Raw genomic sequence first — 19,340 nt, forward strand, 5'->3', positions numbered from 1 at the left:
AGTAAGTGCATTTGAAACGAACATTATCCGGCCATTTGGGCAGGCAAACGCGCGTTCAGATTAACTGATCTGTGAACCAAGCTTTTGAGGGAGAGCATGGTTCCATTTGATGAAGACGAAGAATTACCCGCGGCTAATGATGACTTTCTTATAAACCGCCGCGAGTTCATTGGCAGCGCTGCGGCAATTGCAGCTACAGCTTCGGGAGCGCTCGCAGAGGAGGCCGATGAGAAAGACGATCTGGCGCTTGAATTTGTCTGGAGCGATGATGAATTTGGGCGCTATCTGACAGTTGTCGCTGTTGTAGGGACACGGAAAGAGGCGCTTTCGGAGCCGGAAGGGGCTGAAGCGCGGAGCCTGCGCCGCGAGACCAGGCAAGACAGGGTCGAAAGACGCGAGGCGGTTTGGCGGTTGCGACCCGAAACCTTTGGCCCGGACACTGTTGTCACCTACAAACCCGTGGACGGTCACAATCACGAATTGCGTCTGTCCAATGTCGGTTATGGCAGGGTGCGCGACCGTGAACTGACATTCAAATTCTATCGCCTGACACGCAAGAAACAACGGGCTCAACCGTTCTTTTTCTACGGCATAGCCTTGCAGGACGGTGTTTGGAGCACTGCAGCCAGCACTACGGTTACCCACAAGTTTACACTTGAGGATGAAACGCCAAACGGTAAGCCAGGCTCAGCCCGGGCGTCGCTTGACTTACGGCAATTTGGTTCCGGCGAAAGAGCCTTGGCGCGCGATACGACGGCGAGGTCGGTAACGAACACCTACAAGTTGATGTTCAACGGACTATTGGGGCTTGGCCCCGGCCAAAGTCGGCGAAAGGTGTGGGTTCGCTTTGATCGCGACGGCAAGTGGACAGTCGAGCCGGTCAATGACAGTTCGACCGAGCCGTTCACAGTGTTTGGTGGGCGCGACGCGATTACATCGCTGGAAGCGTACTGGCAACCACCTCAGAGCGGCGGCGAAGGCGATGCAGATGGAGAAACCCCGCTGCTCGGCATCTGTCGACCCGAAGAGAATGCACCCGAACGAACATATCGCATCGGCGGGCGGAACGGGCCGGGATTGTCGGTTAGCCGCCTTCCAGGGCCAGAGGGTGAAGATAGAACCGTAAAGCTGCGGATGCAGCGGCTGCGAGGCAAGGAGGACCAACCCACAGGACGGGTGCGGGCCGAAGCTGTCTTATCCGGCGCGTTCACCAATCTAAACCTGTCTGGAACAGGCACGGGCAGTGCGACCGGACCGTTTCCCCGGCTCTATGGCGCAATCTTGGAGCGTGTCGAAGCGCCCGTATCGTTGAACGGTACGAACTATAGTGACCGAGCAGGCACAATCAGTTTTCAGGGCAGCTATGGTTATCGCGACAACGGCGATTCCGAAAACGCATTTGCACCAATTTCGATGGAAACGGTCGTTGGCAAGATCGTGGCAACCGCCGTGACACCGGAAAAACAAAAGGTCCTGGCAGAGCGTCACCCGGATTTCCCCGAGCGTGTGGGCTGGCCGGTCAAAGCGCTTTTCAGTTGGGCGCGTAACGGTGCAGGGACACGTAGCGCGCCTGTGACACGCTGGATCGACGCCCGCGTCGCCATGCTGGAATCGGGTGTCGAGCTTCGCGAAGCTGACTTCAGTCGTCTTTTCTTTGAGCCTTCGGAACTGCGGTTTTTCTATGAAAATGATGGGTTGGCCTCGCCACCTTTGGGAAGCTACATTGATCTTTCTGCACCGGCCGCAGGTGAAATGGCGCGATTTGATCTGTCTCGCGCCACGTTGAGGGCCAGCAGGTCACACGATCTGGTATCGCTGGCTTTCCGGTTTTCCGATCTTGCATTGTCGTTCAGCCGCGAGAAAGCCGTGGTCATCAAGCTGAATGCGCTGTGCGATCTGAGCACACGACCGGATGCGACGGGTCATTTGACACCTCATGACACACGGCCCGTCGTCGTGGTCGAATACCCTGGGCAGCACCTGTTCGAAGAAGCACGTTTTCTGCCAAATCCACCACCGATGGCAGATGTGAAAATTCCGGTTGGATTTGAGATCAAGAGGATGGACGGCTCAGTCCGTAGGCAGTTTCTCTACGAGGCTGATGCGATTCTTAGTGACTATGACGGGATGGAAGACGGGATCAAGGATCAGCCTGACTTCGCCGTCACTGAGGACGGTATCACGCTAGATGCGAACAACCGTGTGCATGTTGTCGAAGCGTTGGCGCTGCTGGATGAGGATGGGCGTGTGGCACTTCGCGATGCGCTTTATAAGCTGAAATGCTGGGTACCAAACCCGCCGCCTGAGGATCAGGCCTTCGCCCTTCGAAAACGCCGGGAACTGAAAGATTTTGTCGAAGGCCCGGGCCGCAATAGCACCGCGAAGAAGGCTCTCGAAAAGCTGGGCAAAACATCCAAACTGCCCAAGGACCAGCACATCTACATAGGGCCTTTTGCATTGGATGCCGATGCGATGCAGGCCGTGCGCCTTGTCCACGAGGCTAACTTCGATGACATCCTGAAGGGTCTTGCCGCTGATATGTTCACGGCTGTAGCGCGCCATAGTAGTGCGACACCGCCGGACAACATGCAGGCCGCACTTCGTCAAGAGCGCCGTCTTGAGAGCGCGATTCCAACTTATCAACTCTTCCGAACATTCTATCGCGAAGTGATGATTGCATCCTACTTCGATCCGAATTCAATCAATGTTCGAGCTGCAAAAAGCCTTGAACCCGCGGAGATCGAATTTTTCGAGGCCAGCCGTGGCGCTGGCCCTGTTTGGGTTGAAGCAGGCCGACGCGATATTCTGAAAAGGCGTTCTGAGGCCGTCGAAGCACTGTTTCCAAGCGAGCTGCGTGGGCGGGATGATGGCGTCGGGCCACTGCGTGGTCGTCTGGCTAAGCCGTCTCGGCTTGCGTTCCGGATCAATTGCCCCGATGGGATAGATGAGGCAGAGATCCGGTTCAGAGAAGATCTCGACCTTGATGAAGATGCCGGTGCACGTTTCCCGCGCAAGGTTTTGGAGTTCAGCCTTGGGGAACTGACGAATTTCAAGGATTATGAGTTGGCCGTGACCGCGCGTGCGGAAACAGTTTATGACGGCGGACGGTTGGGCTTGATCGACACGCGCCACCCGAGGGTTCCCGATCGGCGGCCAGGCGCAATGCTGGACCATCTGGGATTCACGTCTGGGCCTGGTGTAACGGCCGCGCGGCGACTTGCAGAAGTGGCGGTATCCCTGGTTCCTCCGACCCCACTTGAGACCGCAATCGAAATCCCGTCGCGGTTGACACTCTCACCGCATCAGGATGCGATTGTTCTGACACCTGGTCAGGTTGAAGCGTCTGTTTATGACGACCATGTGCCGGGTATCGCAGTCCCTGAAAAGCAAGGCGCTTCGCGGCTTTGGGTGACGTCGTTTCTGACAAGCAAGAACGACGTCGGCATGGACCCAGGTCTACGTGCGGTGCATTCGCCTGACCTGCGCCCCGAGGCGCTGTTGCAACGGGTTAGCTTGTCAAATGATCAGCGAAGTCCCGGCAATGGAGCACCCGTACGCGGCCCGGTTGCCCCTTGGCTGATGTCGCGGCTTGAAACTCAACGACCATTGATGAACGGCGAGGACGCAATCAAACGGGCAGATGCGTTGTTGAAATACGATACAACGACCACCTGCGAAGGTTTGTTGAGCGATCCAATTGTGCGTAAACGCTATCCCAAGATCGTTGCCGATCTGTGTCGGATATTCAAACTGAACGCGCCCGGCAGCGGCATGCCCACTGGCTTTAGAAGCGGGTTGGATGCTTATATGCGGCACGAACTGGTGTTGCTGAGTTCAGCCTGGGGATTGCCCGTCGTAGGGGCGACAAACGAAAACGGTGATTATCAGGAGCGCGCCAGCCAGTTTGAGCCGGATGAGCGCCACAAGTTGACCGATGTTATGCCGGGTACGGCGATGTACCGGCCGCGTGCTATGGACGTCAGTGAATTGGGGCTATCGTCGCTTGGTGGTATCCTACGCCACGACACCGGCTTTGAACCGCCCGCTGGAGCATTGTTCTGGTTGGACAACAAGTCGCTTTTCGATGCGCTTGCGATCGAACGCTGGCAGCAATGGACAAATCTTGGGCGCGACATCCACACGGAGATCGTTTTCAAGGGCTACCTGTTTCCTCTGGGTATCCGTGCGTCGCTTGTTCAGGTCACCGAACGTACGTTCCTGATCGAACAGGGCACCGGTGCGATCACGGCCACTTTGCGCCAGCGGATGTTCATTCGCGTCGCCAACCCCGAGCGAAGTTATCCTGGTATCAAACACCCACATGCGGGCCGGCGGTTCCCGGTGGACCGGCTTCGGGTGCTGACGACGACGACACCGGATATCGTGGATCCTCAGTCGCCAGCGCGTGCTGCTGTATCTGAAACGCGTGTTGCCGCAAATGGCCGGATCGATACCGCGTCTGCAACAGGGCTGGCCTTTTGGCCGCGTTTCGTACAGGCAGCCGAAGGCAATATCCGTTTCGAACTGGAAATTGACGGTGTCAAGACGGACCTGCCATTGATTTTCGTCGACAACACGGCCGTGAACGATCAGGACACGTTGCGCGAACTGATTGATTACTACAACAGAGATACGGATATGCCCGGCGTGTCGGGCGCTGGCATACCTTCGCCGGACAATGACGTAGAGCAATTGACAGAGGGGCAGGAGCGGCTCAGGGAGTTGAAACAGCTGAATCCCGTTCGGCATCTACGGACGATCAATTTCCGGGGTGAGAACCGTCGCTATGCGCCGGAATTGGAAGCCGGAAGCGCGACGTTCCAGACTTATCACTGGACCTTGCGGGCAACCGGCGGGCCGGATGGCTACGGTGATGTGACACGGGAAGTTGATGGTCCCAGCATGGCCGCCGAAATCAATCTGCGCGAAAAGCTGAGCGTTTTGAACCATGATTTCGTCTTTGGTCCAATTCGGACCGGGGCCGATCAGCCACCGTTCTATCCCGCGATTGAAACAGCACGAATCCGGCTGACTCAGGCTGAGCGTCTTGCGGCAAGACCGTTGGGGCCTGTGCGTGTGCACTTTGATGCGCGATATGTTCTTCACGGGTTGGAACCCTCTGAAAGCGCAGTGGCAGAACCGCTGGACACGCTCAACCCTAATGAAATCTTCCTAGCGGTCCGCGATCAACGTCGGTTGGACATGGGTCAGAAGGGTGATCAGTCGGGTGGGGTTTATCGGCCCTCCGGTCATGTCGTTGCATTGTCTCGCAAAAAAGGCCTGATGACGTTGACTGAAAACGTCGACATGCAACTGCCCAGACACGACAACGACATCCTTTATGGAATGTCGTCACTTTTTGCATTCGACGAAGAGGCATACAAAACACTTGGTGTGAGCGCTGGTGAGGTTGCGAGCGTTTCCCAAGCCAGCGATCAAAAAACCCAGGAACTGATCGACAAGGTCCGTGCAATCTATCGCAACTTCTTTAGCGGAGATGCCAAAATACTGGGCATCGTGAAAATGCGGGATTTGATCGAACTGATCAAGGATCAGGCGCTGTCTTCTCCGGGCGAAGGGTTGCCCGCTCTGTCAGAAGCTCAGGAATTCGGAGCAAATGTTGCGGAGGGCGCAACGGACATTGCAAATACTGTTCGTGAGGAAGTCATCTCGCCTCTGGCTGCGGGTGCACGCGAGGTGCGCAGCGGGTGGGACCGGATCGAAGAAACCATTCGGGTCGCGCAATCTCAGGTCGGCGTCGGTTCCTCGATTCAGATCCGCGATGTGTTCCCGGAACTGGACAAGGCGCTGACCAATCTTTCCCAGGCTCTGACACGTGCCGAGGCCACCACCGACCCAATAGAATTCGGTTTCGAGTTGAGTGTCTGCTACACAGCGGGGCAACGTTTCCTGACCGAAATACAGCGCGCCGCCGCGAACCCGGGCGAGCGGATCGAAGCTGCCTTTAGTGCGCAATTCGGTCAACTGCTAGGTCTGTTCCAAGGTGCCCTGTCTGGACGTATCGATGTGCTGGCGGCCTTGCTGGATGAGCTTAAGCTTGAATTTGAGCTTGAAAACAGCCTGGAAAAAGCCCGTAAAGCCCTTATTGAGGACTATCTTCTGGCCGAACTTCCAGAGTTAATCGCCGGGACCGGCCTGCATCGTCGTCGCGAGATGATTGCCTTGCCGCGCGGGTCCTATTGGTATGCAAGCGATGGTACTTTCGATCCGGACAAAGATGACACTCTGTTGGAATGCCTTGACTTGCTGTTACCTAGCGAAGAGCTGGTCAAGAAAACAGTTGAGGCTTTTGTCGCTTTCACCGCAACCGAGGTTTTGTCGACAGGCCAGGTGCCAAATCTGGACGCTTTGGTTGGGCAGTTTCTGAGCTATGAACCCGTTGAACCGCCACAGGAATGCCCTCTGACCCCGGACAATTTAAGTGGCTATTTGTCCTGCATTCGCGACAAACATGTCCAATTGGACGTGGCCTACAAGACTGGAGCAGCCGAAGCACTCACGCAGGACTTGAAGGACCGTTTAGATGAGATCAAAGCTGCATCCTCCGGCTGGGGATTGGGTGGCGCGCTTGAGGCGGATGTCGAACGCATCATTGATGACGTGTCCAGCGCCTTAGACGAGATATCGGTTGGTGATGCGGGATCTGAGGTTCTGAATCAGGGTACAGTCGGCGAAAGGATCCGCAATCATTACATTGTTTGTCTGATCATCGCCTTCCCTGATGGCTCTGACAAGGTTGGCTCTCTGCAGCCGATCGAGTTACGGCAATTCCGGATTGATCTATTGAAGTTTCTGCCGCGGCTTGTGGCCAGTCCGACGGATTTCTGGAGCGATTTCCTACCCGATCTATCGCGGCTATTCGACCCTCTTGGACGTTTGCTTGGAGCGATCGGAGAGGTGCAGGCGTCGCTGATACCGGACATTGATGTCGGTCGGTTCCTTTCCGCGGTCAGGGGGTTCCTGAAACAGATCGGATCACCGATAAGTCTGCCGACTACTAATATCAATCTCGAATCCTTCAAGGCATATTTCTGCCCGACATGGGAGGTCGCCCGAACGTTCATGTCCGAACTGAGCGCGGTGGCTGAGGGGGGCGCTCTTTGCCTGGAAAGCTCAACGCTTCCGAGTTGCCCTCTCAGCTATGAGATCTATGATAATCTTGCCGATGGGACGATCGCCCTTCCTGCCGAGGATGTCAGTCTGTGTACCGAGGCACTGCGCTTTGCAACCAGTGCACATGAGTTGCGCGGGGTTCTCGATCAGGAGGCTAAGCCAAAGCTGATAGATTTGCGCAATGAGTTAAGGGATCTGCCGCCTGCGACGCCTAAACACCAGGAAGCATTGCGGCGCATCAACGCGGCCCTTCGAGACATGGATGAAGCCAGCAGATGCCTGGGTTTGATCCGAGCGCGCAGTGAGGCCGTTTATTGCGATATTCAGGCCGATACAGCGCGATTGAATACGCTGGCACGGGATCTGAAGGCTGCGTCAAGCATCGACTTCTGCGCTATGGATGACTTTGAGGACGTCCAAGAGGCATTCGATCAGATAAAGGCTCTGGCTAATTTGCCGCGCGACTTTGAAGCGTTCCTGGATGCACGCGAACGCGTGTTGAAACGGATCAACAGCTTCTTTGTCGAGATTGTCCAAATGCTTCAGGACGATAGCGGATGCTGGCGCGGCATCCCGATTGTGGTTGGTTTGAAACCGTTCATTGAGGATCTCGGGCTGGGAACTGTGGCCGAAGACAACATGATCACGGTCGATGCCGGTTTGTCGGATGTGGCTGACGAGGTCAAAGGGTACTTCGAGGAGATCCGCGATGCGGGTGCTCAGATAACAGAAATGCTGACGCAATACGCCAAGACCGTCTGCAGTTACGCGGCAGTTCTTGACGATTTGCAGGTTCACCTCGACCGGTTTCAAGACCTGCTGAGCACTTTGCAGCAATCTGGAAATTATTCAGAACAGATTGCGGATTTCCTTTCCAAGAACGTTGATACCGAGCGGCTTTTGCGTCAGATCAGCGCGATTGGGGACGACGTCGTGCGGATCATCGAATTGCGCGACAAATATTGCCCGCCAACCGACCCGCCCGAGTTTCCGACAATCGATGCATTGGCCGACATCAAGATCGGCAATGAGAGTGGTCTGGATTACATCGGCGCGCCCGATAGCGCGTTGTCGCGCGTGGCCGATGGCGTTCGCGGCGTCGCCCAAACTCTCTCACCCGTGGCATCCGTTTTACGACCGATTGCCGAAAAGGGGCCGCGCGACGGCGTAATGGTGGTGCTTGATCCATATGCGTTGCAGCTTCTTGAGGCGGCAGACGATACGCTGGCGGATTTGTACCAAAGACTTAAGAACGGCCGCGACGCCTTGGGTGAGCAATTGGGCGGCATTCCGTTCCTCGATGAGGTGAAAGGCAAGATTTTCATTTCACCGAACGCCGCAAGACCAGGAAATGACCAATCCCGGCCGGTTTATGTGCCGTTCAAATCAACCGGCAACGATGATCATGCGGGACCTAAGGACGACCAACTGGCGGGCGATGTCGCGTGGCTTTCGACGGTTGCGCAAGACACACCAATCAACGAGGCACCTGGCCCGCATGGCCCCCTGACGGACCCACAGCGCTTTGTCTTTCTCAGCGCTTTCGTCACGGAGTGGGTCAACGGGGAGGCTACACCGGTTCGTATTCTGCTCAACCTGCAGGATGTAATCGAAGACGTATTGAAGGGCGAGTTTTTCCGCGCGATCGACTTCAACCGATTACGTGAAGAGTTCGAAGATTACCTGCTGTCGCTTGTTCCGACCAGCATCCGTATGGGCTACGATTTCGATATCGAACTGGGCAGCGAAGTTGCTTCGGCGACGCGCGGGATTTTCACGCCGGGGCCCGGCACCGCATTGAACGTAGCAATGAACATCAATGTCGCGCTGAACCTCGATGATGGGTCCGCCAGCATCGACTATGCGTCGGTCGGGACACTCGGGCCTTTTGATATCAAACTGGTGGGCGACATGTTCGACGCGCTCACGCTTAAATTCGCCTCGGCACGGTTCGAATCGAAATCAGAGCAGAAGCCACGCTTTGATATCGAGTATCTTGACTATGAAATCGGGCCCGAGCTCGATTTCCTTGAAGACCTGCAATCCTTCCTATCGCCCAAGGAAGGGTCGGGCGCGTTCGTTCGCTTTGACCCCTCTCAACCGGGGGTCGAAGCAGGATACCGGTTGCAACTTGGTGATTTCTCGGTTGGCGCTTTGGCCTTCTCCAACGTCGGGCTAGAGACATCGGCGGTTTTGCCGTTCTCGGACCAAGAAGCTGTGTTCCGTGCAAGCCTTTCAAGCCGCGCCAGCCCTTTCACGCTGACCTACGCTCCCTACGGTGGGTCGGGCTTTTTCGCCATATTAGCCACACCTGGAAGCGGGATTATTGGATTTGAAGCGCTGTTTGAGTTCGGTGGCTCTGCCGTTTTCGCATTTGGTCCGCTATCAGGGAAGGGTCGCTTGATGTCGGGCGTGTATGTCCGGCAGTTCAAAATGGGCCAAATGAAGGTCACCGAAATTTCGATGACCTTCTTTGCAGGCGGATCAGCATCAATCTGGATCTTCCATTTCGCGGCCTCGCTTTTGGTCAATCTTGGCATGGTAGATGGCAACATGTCGGGTCAGGCCACATTCAGCTTCTCGTTCTCGATGGGCCTTGCTGATTTTGAGTACAGCGTCGACATCTGGAAGCAGGAAGAAAAAGGGTTCAACGGCCAAAGCCAGGCAAACATCATGGGGCCGGAAGGCCTTCGCCGCTTTGCTTTCCTACAGCGTGAGGACAGTCGTTCGCAGCGCACCTTGAAGGATGCGCGGATCAAGGTCGACGCGGTTTGCCAAAGCGAGGACTGCGCAACCTACAATACATATTTCACTGACATCACTTTGCCGGAGGACTACATCTGATGGCGCTGAATTTCGACTTGAACGGGAATGATCCGGAAACGCCGATTGTCCCCTATTTGCGGCTTGTACCGGCAGGGATCCGGCGTCTGAAAAATGGCAAGCTGGAATTGAGGGCCTCACTTTTGTTTTCGCCAATCCCCGATCCATCTGGGACGTCGCAACTGCGTTTGTCGAATTGGCCGGCGAATGTGTCCGGAATTTTCAGCGGTGAAAAGCTGAAGTTTCGACTTGTGGCCCATGGTGATGATAGTGGCGAGTGTGTCGGTCCAGACAACGGCACCGAAATCACGTTCACATCCGCGCAGCTTGGCGCAGAGAAAGATTTCCCCGACGTTTTTGAGGGTCAGGCAGCTGCCTTGACAGGGTACTGGAAGAAGGCGCTGATCCCTGAATTCTGGCAGGGTACCAAGGTTACGGATACCCAAAAGACGCAGGTCTGGAACGCACTTTTGGTTTGCATCCGCAACAGCCTAGACGGCGACCGCTCGAAGGTTGGTAAGATCGACGGTGACCCTACAGCCACGCCGCTCGAAGACGACAACTTTGGCAAGTCAGGCCAACTTGTGAAAGGCCCGGCAAAAGATACGCGAACCGTCGATTCCATTTTGTCGGTGCCCTACGCAGACACTGCGATCGCACTGGACCAGCGGCGCACAAACGCTCTTATTGGGTCGATCAAGAAGGCGTTGGGTGGAGAGAAAGAGTTGCCTTCCTTGCCGGACTCGCCTTTCGAAGACGTCATGGTGGAGGAAAAAACCGGCGCGGCTATTGGCGCCGAGGCTGAATTTCAGAGCCTAGATACTGTTGAAAAACAGTTTGCCTATATTGGGCAGTTCACCGGGTTTGCAGCGACGCAGGTGACCGTGCCTGAACCGCCCAAAATGCAAGGCTCGTTTCCGGTATCGGAAGATTCCGACGGTGAGAGCGAGGAAAACAAACAAACCCGCGCGTTCGATCGGGTCGTTCTGTGGAAATACGCCAATGCGACCCTTGAGGCCGCGTTGGACGAAGAAAAGAAGATCGATTTGGCCGATACGAAGGCGTCTCATTCGCTCAAAAAGTATCGTGATTTGTTTGCCCAAGAGTTGAGTGAAGCCCGCAAGGGCAACTTTGGAGAAGTTCGGAGAGCCACGAAGGTCAAGCGGCATAAAACGCTATCGACCGATAAACTCATGGACCAACGAGAGGATGCCGTCGAAAACTTTGAATTGGCCAAGACGTCGCTTGCAAATGGTAAAGCGACCGTCGTGTGTCGGTACCGAGCCTATGACGAAGGTGAGCTTGAGCGGGACGCAGCACAGACCGAACAGATTCAGCGGGCAACTGACGCTTCTGAATACGGGCATTGGCCGCAGCATACCGAAACCGGTATTCGCGAAGAAATTGCTCCTGAACAAGGTCTTCTGGACTGTGCAGCCCAGGCGTATTTCAGCATCGAAGGAAATCCCACACTGGCGCGTGCCTTTGGATTGGCAGCTGACGTCTATCTTGAGATCGAAAAACTGCCTGCCAATGCACGTTATGGCATCCTTTCGGCCGAATTGAGCGACTCTGCCACTGGGTTGCCGAGGCCCTGGTCGCTGACCAAGTTAAGGACCGGTGCTGACGGGGACCCGTTCGGCTGGCCTGTGACCATGGCCGAGTACCTATTGGCAGATAAGGCCCAAGGCGAACTGCCACCGGAAAGCCAACATTGCATCGGTCAATTTGACGGCCTGTGCGTTATGGGGGCCGACAATGAGGGAGTGTTCAAGGATGGGGACCGCGTCGGTGTTGCCCCGCGCTATGAACTGACGACGATGGATGTTCGCGCGGCACTTGAGGCTGAAGATCAGCGGTTGCGCGCGATGCAGACCGACGGCGTGGGAAGCGAGGACAGTAGGACGACGAAGGCTATTCAACGTGAGAGCGTTGAAACGGGACCGGATTTCCAGTCGTTGGGTCTTGCGCTTTTGTGCCGATCCGCGCAGTCCGATGCTATCCGGCGGCTTGCTGCGGTCGATGCCAAATGCGGCGTCAATGGAAGCTGCGTCAAAGAATGCGGCGGCGACGGGAGCACATATGTGATTCACGACGCCGAAGACCTAAGCCTCGGGTTCCGCCTGATGATCGGAATGCCGAAGGGGGGCAACACCGGGTCGGCCTGGCAAACCAACTGGCGACCGCTAACGGCTCGTTCTGTGAAATACGGTGGCTCAGGCAAAGGCGGGCCGACGATTGAGCGGGTGCTGCGCAGCGCGGTGGGAAAGAACGGCAGCGACCCGCGTATCGCTTTGGAAAGTGCATTTCAGGCATTGCCAACACGCGATTTGAAGGCCCCTGATCCGAATGACACAGGCGAAAATATTGAAACCATCGTTGACGAAACCGTGGGTATCTGGGACGGGTCGCCTGGCGGTGTGGACTGCACGGCGGTACGCGGCCAAAGTCAGGATATGGAAGACATCATGCCGTTTGGTCGGATCAACCGCGTGCCGACGGGATCCTCGCGCTACAAGGTGTTCCCCCTCAGAAACGGATTGCCCTATCGCATTGCCATGTCGGTAGCTTACGCGGGTGGTCATTCGCTGGCTCCCGGTGCGTTGCTGCCGGACCCTATACCGACAAACAACGCATCCGATAATGTAGGGATTCGCGAAAGGCTCTATTATCCGTCGGCGCTATTAGCGAAGGGCAAAGACAACGAGGGACCGGCCAAGCCCTATTTCCGCGCGCTGCGGCAATCTCGGATCGGCGCTCCCTCGGTGATGCTCCCCGAGGGGCACTCGAAAAGAAAAAATGGCCCGATGGGGTATGAGCATGCTGGCAAGATGGTTGTCAGGTCATGGCGTACTCCCGATCTGAAGAACGGTGAAAGTGAAGACGATCGAGATACATCGCGGGCGCTGCCGACGATTGCTCAACGCATTCTGATGGTGCCAAACCTGCCCCAGGCATTGGCGGCGCGCCACCTTGTTGGGCCCCGAAGCAGCAAGGCGGTCTTCGACGATTGTACGGAGGATGGTCCGCCGAAAGGCGCACACCGGCTGCTGGTTTACGACAACGAATTGGGTTTTCCGGCAGTCAAAACGCGAACGAGACCCGGGTTCAACGGCGAGGCGCATCTGGTTTCGAGGAAAATTGTCGCCACTGCGAACGAGCGCGAAACACGGCAGGGCGAGTCGCTTTCTGATCTGGTGTTCAAGCGCATAAGAGGAACGCAGACCAAGATTTACACCTATTATCCCGATCCAGCGGCGGACAAGCTGATTATCCGGGCACGTCGCGCCAGCGATGACAAAACACGGGCGATCTTGCCAGGAAAACCCATCCAAATTGATGTGGGATCCGTCTATCCCAATGCAACAAATGTTCTTTTCACCTTGCGCAATCGTAGTACGCGATCCGGTGGCGTAGCACCCCAACAAGAGCAAATCATCAAAAATGATGGTGTCCGATTTCTGAATACTAGATCCACGCAAGACATCATTGTCGATGAACACAAACGTGTGCAGGCACATAACGTCGAGCTTCATCTCGAACCGGGGGACCAGTTTGATATTGAATGCTGGTATGTTCCGTCGGGCTGGCGCCTTGCCCATGATTTTGCAGCGGTACAGTCACTGGCTGCAAGATTGACCCGTTTCGGGCGTCCGGCGACAGCGGCTGAGGTTGCTGATGCAGTGGATCGAACCGGTCTACCGGATGCCTTCGCCGCCTATCTGGCCGAAACGTTGAACTGCGGGGCAAATACCGGCGTGAAGTATATCGGTCTCCAGGGCACGCATACGCCCGACACTGGGTTCTTGCGCGCGGTAGCCGATGCGCTTCACAAGTTCATGCTGGAGCACCCGGTTGCCGAGATTTCCGGGATGCGTACGCTTGCGGCGACGCACGCGGTCAATGTACCCGCCAGGGCAAACAAACCTAAAATCCGTGCTCTGGACAAAAACCAGGAACCGTTTCCCGATCCGGCTTGCATAGTGCCCGAGGATCAGGCGGTTCTGCGCGCAGTCCGCCCAGCGGAGCTCGGCGAGCCGATATTCAACTATTCAGACCAGAAGGCCATTTCAGAGGGTTCGACACTATTTGCGATGAAAGGCGCTGTGAGGATAAATCGCGAGCGGATCGACACACTTGAGATCATGGCGCGAACCGTGTCGCCGGATGCGGACCGTTTCGATGATCTCAGACGCGGGCGCAGCCTTGCTCATCGAATTGCTGGTACATGGCCCAAACAGACCGGCAGTGATACAGGCGCCTTCCGCAAGGCGTCCGATATCTTTGGGTTCAAGGTGAACCGCGATGGAACAACGGAACTGCCGAAGGCAACCGTATCGCTGCTTCGAATTGACGGTTTGCCCTATCCGGAAACGTCAGGGGCATCGGACTTTCTGCTGGACGATTACTTCCTGGAAGCCTTCGGGGACAATAGTGTTACCGGCCGGGCACATGATGAAGGCGTGACCTCTCGACGGCACGCGTTCCCCGACGGCAAGGCGCGGCGAATGCAGGTTTGGGTCAACGGCATGGCACGGACAGCGGAAGAGATGAAATCCGCAGCACGCGAGATGAAAAGAGGCGATCCTTGGGCGGGCGGTTCCGGTGTCGTCTATGAAAATGGTGAGCTTATCCCGTCAGAACCCCTTAGCCCAGCGGCGATGCGTCGCCTGAGTAACGTGGTCGAGGTCATCCTACCCGCTACATTACGGCCAGCGGTGCCGGACGCGCGCGCACCCGTGCCTGTCTTCGAGACTGAGCAGAAGCTGGAAAGACGTGGTGACCAGGTCATTCTGACATCAGTGCGACGCGCACGCACGCGCATTCCTCTTGGGCGCGGCTGGTATTCAAGCGGCGAGGATGAGCGTCTAGGCGTCGTACTTTGGCCGCCTGACCAGATGCTCGCCGACAAAGCGTGGCTGGCGATCAATCGAGTGCCATTGCGCGACCGCGATGCATGTGGTCCTGTCGTGAACCCAGGTGGCTTTGCGGCAGTGAGCGAGCTCGGCAAGCCCGGGCAGGCGGAATCGCCGACACGCATCGCGGACCTCCCGCAATTCTCGGACGAAGATCTTGGACCGGGGGGTGCATTTGTTACCCGGCGGGGTGGCGACCCTGTGCGCCGGGGTGAGACACCGTTTGCCGATGAAACGCAGGTGTTTCTTTCCAAGGAAACCTTTTCGGACCTTTGGCTGCCAGAAGGGACTGCAGGTCGGGCGGAATTCGTACCGCATGCCGAGATGCCCCTTGCCAAGACGGAAAACACTTTGCCGGGGGAAGTTGATGAGGAGGCCACACCGCCTCTGTCGGTCGCCCTTGTTACTTATCGTCCGCGTTTCGATCCGGAACGCGAAGAATGGTACGCCGACGTCTTGTTGCAGCCCGGAAAATCGTCCGATCCCTTTGTACGGTTCGGGTTGGTTCGCTACCAGCCGCATACACGCCCCGATCTGAGATGCTCACAACCGGTGACGCAATGGGCGCAAACTCTGCCGGAGCGGAAGGTCGAACTGGCCGTTACCCCTGGAGGCGACACAGCGGTTTTGACGGTTACGGGTCCGGCGTCAAAAGGGCGCGCAATCGAAGGTGAAGGCATTGAAAAATATGCAGAAAAACAACGTGAAGCCAGTCGCATCGCCCCCGTCATGCGGATCACTGCGTTTACAGAGGGTAAAAGCCCGGCAGGGGTCGCAACACGTGACACGGTGCCGCTCGGCGCAGATGGATCTTTCAGTATTGAGGTAAACGCTGAAGTCGATCCATTTGGGCAAGGAGTATGGCGCACCGAGGTTCCAATGTCGCTTGTGTCGTCCGATCTGAACCTTCTGGTTGAAGAGGTCGAGTATTTTTTGCCAGCAGAATTTGACGAGGAACCGCTGACGAGGAAGCGGCTCGAGGATTTCAAAAAAGAGTATTGGCAAAAAACGGGGCCGCGGTTCTCGACGCGGCTGGATCTGAAAAAGATGGTTGGATTGTTGACGGAATAGGAGAGTTCATCATGGCATTCTGGACGGTTTTATGTACAGCGAAGTCGGGTTCGCCCAAGAACTTTGGGCTCACTTTGGATACTGACAATGATACCTGGACGGTGGGCGGCCCCGCTGCGGCGCGTCTTTTCAAGACCAAACTCGGCAAATACGACCATCACGTGATCCCCACAATCGGCACGACCTTGGTGCCAAAGACAGGAAGCACGGTTGTGGCTGTGCTGGATGGGTTAACGGGAGCATCGAATAAGGGCGACATCGGGACCGGCAGGCAACACGAAACCGCCGTCGACTTCACCTGGGTGCTCGATAGCAAGTAAATTGCTGGGATCGTTCATATTCGCTTGGGGCGACAAAATCGACGCCTTGAAGGGGAACTGAAATTGCTGGTGGAAGAAATCGAGTATTTCCGGCTCGCAAGTTACCCAGAGGAGCTGCTAATGGTAGCCGCCGTTAACAAATGCCGCGGTCGAGTTAAATCAGGCCTGACGTTCTTTGTGGCATTTGCTTTGGGCGACTTAGAGTAGCTTCAAAAGTCAACCGACAAAATGGTGGTGTTATGACACTAACACGAAGATCTTCAATTTTAGCGATGTTGGCAGGCCTGTTCGGTGCTCGCGCGTTTGCACAGCAAAATGAGTTGATCATCAAGGTGAACTTGCCTTTGGATCGAACGGAAACCGGAACTTTGAGTGTCAGTACCACGTCTGGACAATTGCTGCTATCAGATGTGGACGTGGTGGGAAAATCAGACAACCAAAGGGCCGCTGCAGAAGGTAATCCGACCCGGCAACCCACCTTGCCTTATGGTGACACCCCGGAAGGAGAATATGCTGTCCCGAGAGCAATATCCACTGGGGATGGGACGATTTATTCACAACACAGCTATGGAGGAGCAGGGGCGCTGGTCCTTGATCCAATTGGCGGTGAAGCTCTTACAGCTAAACAAAATGGACGCACGGGTTTGTTGATCCATTCTGGCGCGATGCGCGATGGGAAACTGCGTGTCACGCATGGGTGTCTTCGGGTTTCGGAGGCCAATATGCGAGAAATCTTTGAGGTTATTCGCAGAGCCGGGGACAACCCGGTATTCAACCGATGTGAAGTGGTGAAAACCTTGGTTATTGTCGGAAACCCGGTGTCCGAAGGTGCGGGTGATGACGAGAGTGACCCACCTCCAGGGATTGATGCCATTTTAGATCCTGGAGATGTCATACTGCCTTGAGATGGCTTTGAAGGTGTAGACGCCAACCGGGGCGTCTACACCTTCAGAACCATCACCGCTTAACTTTGACTTTAAAGACGATCCGCCGCACACTTTGATCGTTGATAAGAAATTTAGTTATGCAGTTAGGATTTGAGATTATGCCACGAATTACGGCGACGGCGGCTGCTTCCGAGCTTCCTTATAGCCTCGAACAGATAGAAGAAACGGTCAGAGATTTTGACATTGACCGGAATGAAGTTGCTGAAACAAACGGGAGCCCGGCGACGGTGACGTTTGACCGAGCAGCGCTTGAAAAGGTTATTGCCGCGCGCGGACTCAATCAGCGCCAGAACCCCCTTGCGGCTGGACTTGCTAGGGTCGAGGAAGCGGTTGGTAAGTTGACAACCGGGCTCGGGGCATCTTTCCTGACCGGCATCACTGCAGTGGCTGCTGCGGCAGCAGCTATTGTGGCCTTTCTGTCGATGGAAGCTTCTGAAGACGCCATGTCAGCGCGCAGTAATTACGAAGTGCTTTCGACTATCTCAGGGCGGATTGTGGACTCTCGCATCGCGTCGGCAAATGCCGCTAAAACCGAAGACCCGGTCGAGCGTGCGAGACTTAGCGCAATGGCAGAGATTTATGCCGAAGATCTCGACACACAGGTACAGTTGCTTGACCTGCTGAATAGTGCCGGAATCATTGTTGGTAGCGATTGGACTACAACTGTATCAGCACTTTGTAAGCCGATGGACGCGGCCAATTACCACGACCGGGCAGAAGATTTGTTCAAATCCTTCAAAGCGATGTGCGAACGGGCTTTAGCTGCGGGTGACTGGGCTCGGTAGGAATTCAACCCAAGAATAAACCGAAGGGCTTGAAGCCAAAGAACACCAATTGAGGAGGTACAAGATACTATGGCTAAAGAAATCCATCGTGGCACTCTTCGAACGCTCATCTTTGCAGCGCTGCTCGCGCTTGTCGCTGGGTCAAGTCAGGCCGGTTTGGACAGTGTGGGCAAACTTAATCTCGAGCCCTATGATCCGGACAAGCAATTGCCGGAGGCGTCGAAAGAAATTGCTGAGGGTGCTTGCAACGCAAATTTGGTTATTTCCAACGCGCTGGCGAATAATTCCGACGCTGCCAGGGAGCAGTTGGGAGGCGTTATCCAACAGTACGGTGCAGCGGCAGGGCGTTTGCAGAGCTTGCGTGAAAGCTCGGCCTTTGATGGAATGAAATTGGACCCGAGCACCCCTGGCCTCGATACAATGCAACATCTGTTCGACAGTCCACCAGAAGAAGTCAAGGACATCTTGCTGGCAATGGAGCAGCGAGCAGTTGCAGCCAAAGACGCTGCGACACGCATTCAAAACCGCGAGGAAAGACCAGATGATCTCATGGGCCTCATGAGAGCGTCGTCTGAACTTTCCATGCTGCTCACTCTGCTTGGTGAAGCTCTAGTGGTTTCGACTTAGGCTAAGTTGTCCGGAACAATTGCTAGGCGAGCCCCTTCATCTTGTGGTTATTCTGTTTGATCTGCGTTGAGGCAATCAACAAGATGCTTGCGGGTTTTGGCTGCCCCATCCCGATCGAGATGGTCAGGCGGAAATATCTGAACAACATCGTAGAACAAGACCATCGTTTCATCAAAAGGCGAACTCGCCCGATGCTCGGTTTCAAGAGCTTTGCCTCAGCTGCAGCAACACTTGCTGGCATCGAGATGTCGCACATGATCCGAAAGGGGATCTGTTGCAAAGTTTTGGCTGTTGACGCGCTTGAGATTAGCATGTGGATGGCTTTCAGTCCCAACTAGTCGAAAGCCGGCTCATGATCTCCTTCAAAGGCGCGCAATACCCCAAGGATGTGATCCTCTTTGCTGTATTCTTCTACGCCCGATATGGCGTGTCGTATCGTGATCTAGAAGAAATCATGTCTGAGCGTGGCGTTGCGGTAGATCACACGACGCTGAACCGGTGGGTGACAAAATACGCTAGTGCAATCGCCGAAGTCGCGCGCAGGCGCAAGGGACCGTGTGACCGCTCCTGGCGGATGGACGAAACTTACATCAAGGTGAATGGTTCATTGAGCCTCCCCAACTGAACTGGTCCACCGCTATGTTTAGGAAACGGAGGACCACGAATGGCAAACAAGCGACCGAAGCCCGAAGAGATTGTCTCGAAGTTACGGCAGGT

Annotated in this window: 6 protein-coding genes and 2 pseudogenes; all 8 read left to right on the plus strand. The window is 55.7% G+C overall.

Annotation, left to right across the window (positions count from 1 at the left end; translation table 11 throughout):
- The first annotated feature begins 96 nt into the window (after nucleotides 1–96).
- On the plus strand, nucleotides 97–9,978 hold the full coding sequence (locus tag ACR0EK_RS06525; protein ID WP_480967674.1) for a hypothetical protein: 9,882 nt from the start codon (nucleotides 97–99) through the stop codon (nucleotides 9,976–9,978).
- Nucleotides 9,978–15,944, plus strand: a complete 5,967-nt coding sequence (locus tag ACR0EK_RS06530) for a hypothetical protein (protein WP_480967675.1) — start codon at nucleotides 9,978–9,980, stop codon at nucleotides 15,942–15,944. The genes ACR0EK_RS06525 and ACR0EK_RS06530 overlap by 1 nt, the downstream gene beginning before the upstream one ends.
- An 11-nt stretch (nucleotides 15,945–15,955) precedes the next feature.
- Complete coding sequence (locus ACR0EK_RS06535) at nucleotides 15,956–16,264, plus strand: hypothetical protein (protein ID WP_480967676.1); 309 nt, start codon at nucleotides 15,956–15,958, stop codon at nucleotides 16,262–16,264.
- Between the two features lie 239 nt (nucleotides 16,265–16,503).
- Nucleotides 16,504–17,169: a L,D-transpeptidase gene (locus tag ACR0EK_RS06540; protein WP_480967677.1), complete on the plus strand. Its 666-nt coding sequence runs from the start codon at nucleotides 16,504–16,506 to the stop codon at nucleotides 17,167–17,169.
- A 140-nt stretch (nucleotides 17,170–17,309) separates the two neighbouring features.
- Entirely contained in the window at nucleotides 17,310–17,996 is a 687-nt protein-coding gene (locus tag ACR0EK_RS06545) for a hypothetical protein (RefSeq protein ID WP_480967678.1), read from the plus strand.
- Nucleotides 17,997–18,065: 69 nt separating this feature from the next.
- Entirely contained in the window at nucleotides 18,066–18,623 is a 558-nt protein-coding gene (locus tag ACR0EK_RS06550; RefSeq protein WP_480967679.1) for a hypothetical protein, read from the plus strand.
- A 122-nt stretch (nucleotides 18,624–18,745) separates the two neighbouring features.
- Nucleotides 18,746–18,961, plus strand: a pseudogene (locus ACR0EK_RS06555) (DDE-type integrase/transposase/recombinase); the annotation flags it as partial.
- A 14-nt stretch (nucleotides 18,962–18,975) separates the two neighbouring features.
- Nucleotides 18,976–19,227, plus strand: a pseudogene (locus tag ACR0EK_RS06560) (IS6 family transposase); the annotation flags it as partial.
- Nucleotides 19,228–19,340: the final 113 nt, after the last annotated feature.

The organism is Ruegeria sp. AE4, from assembly GCF_056542185.1.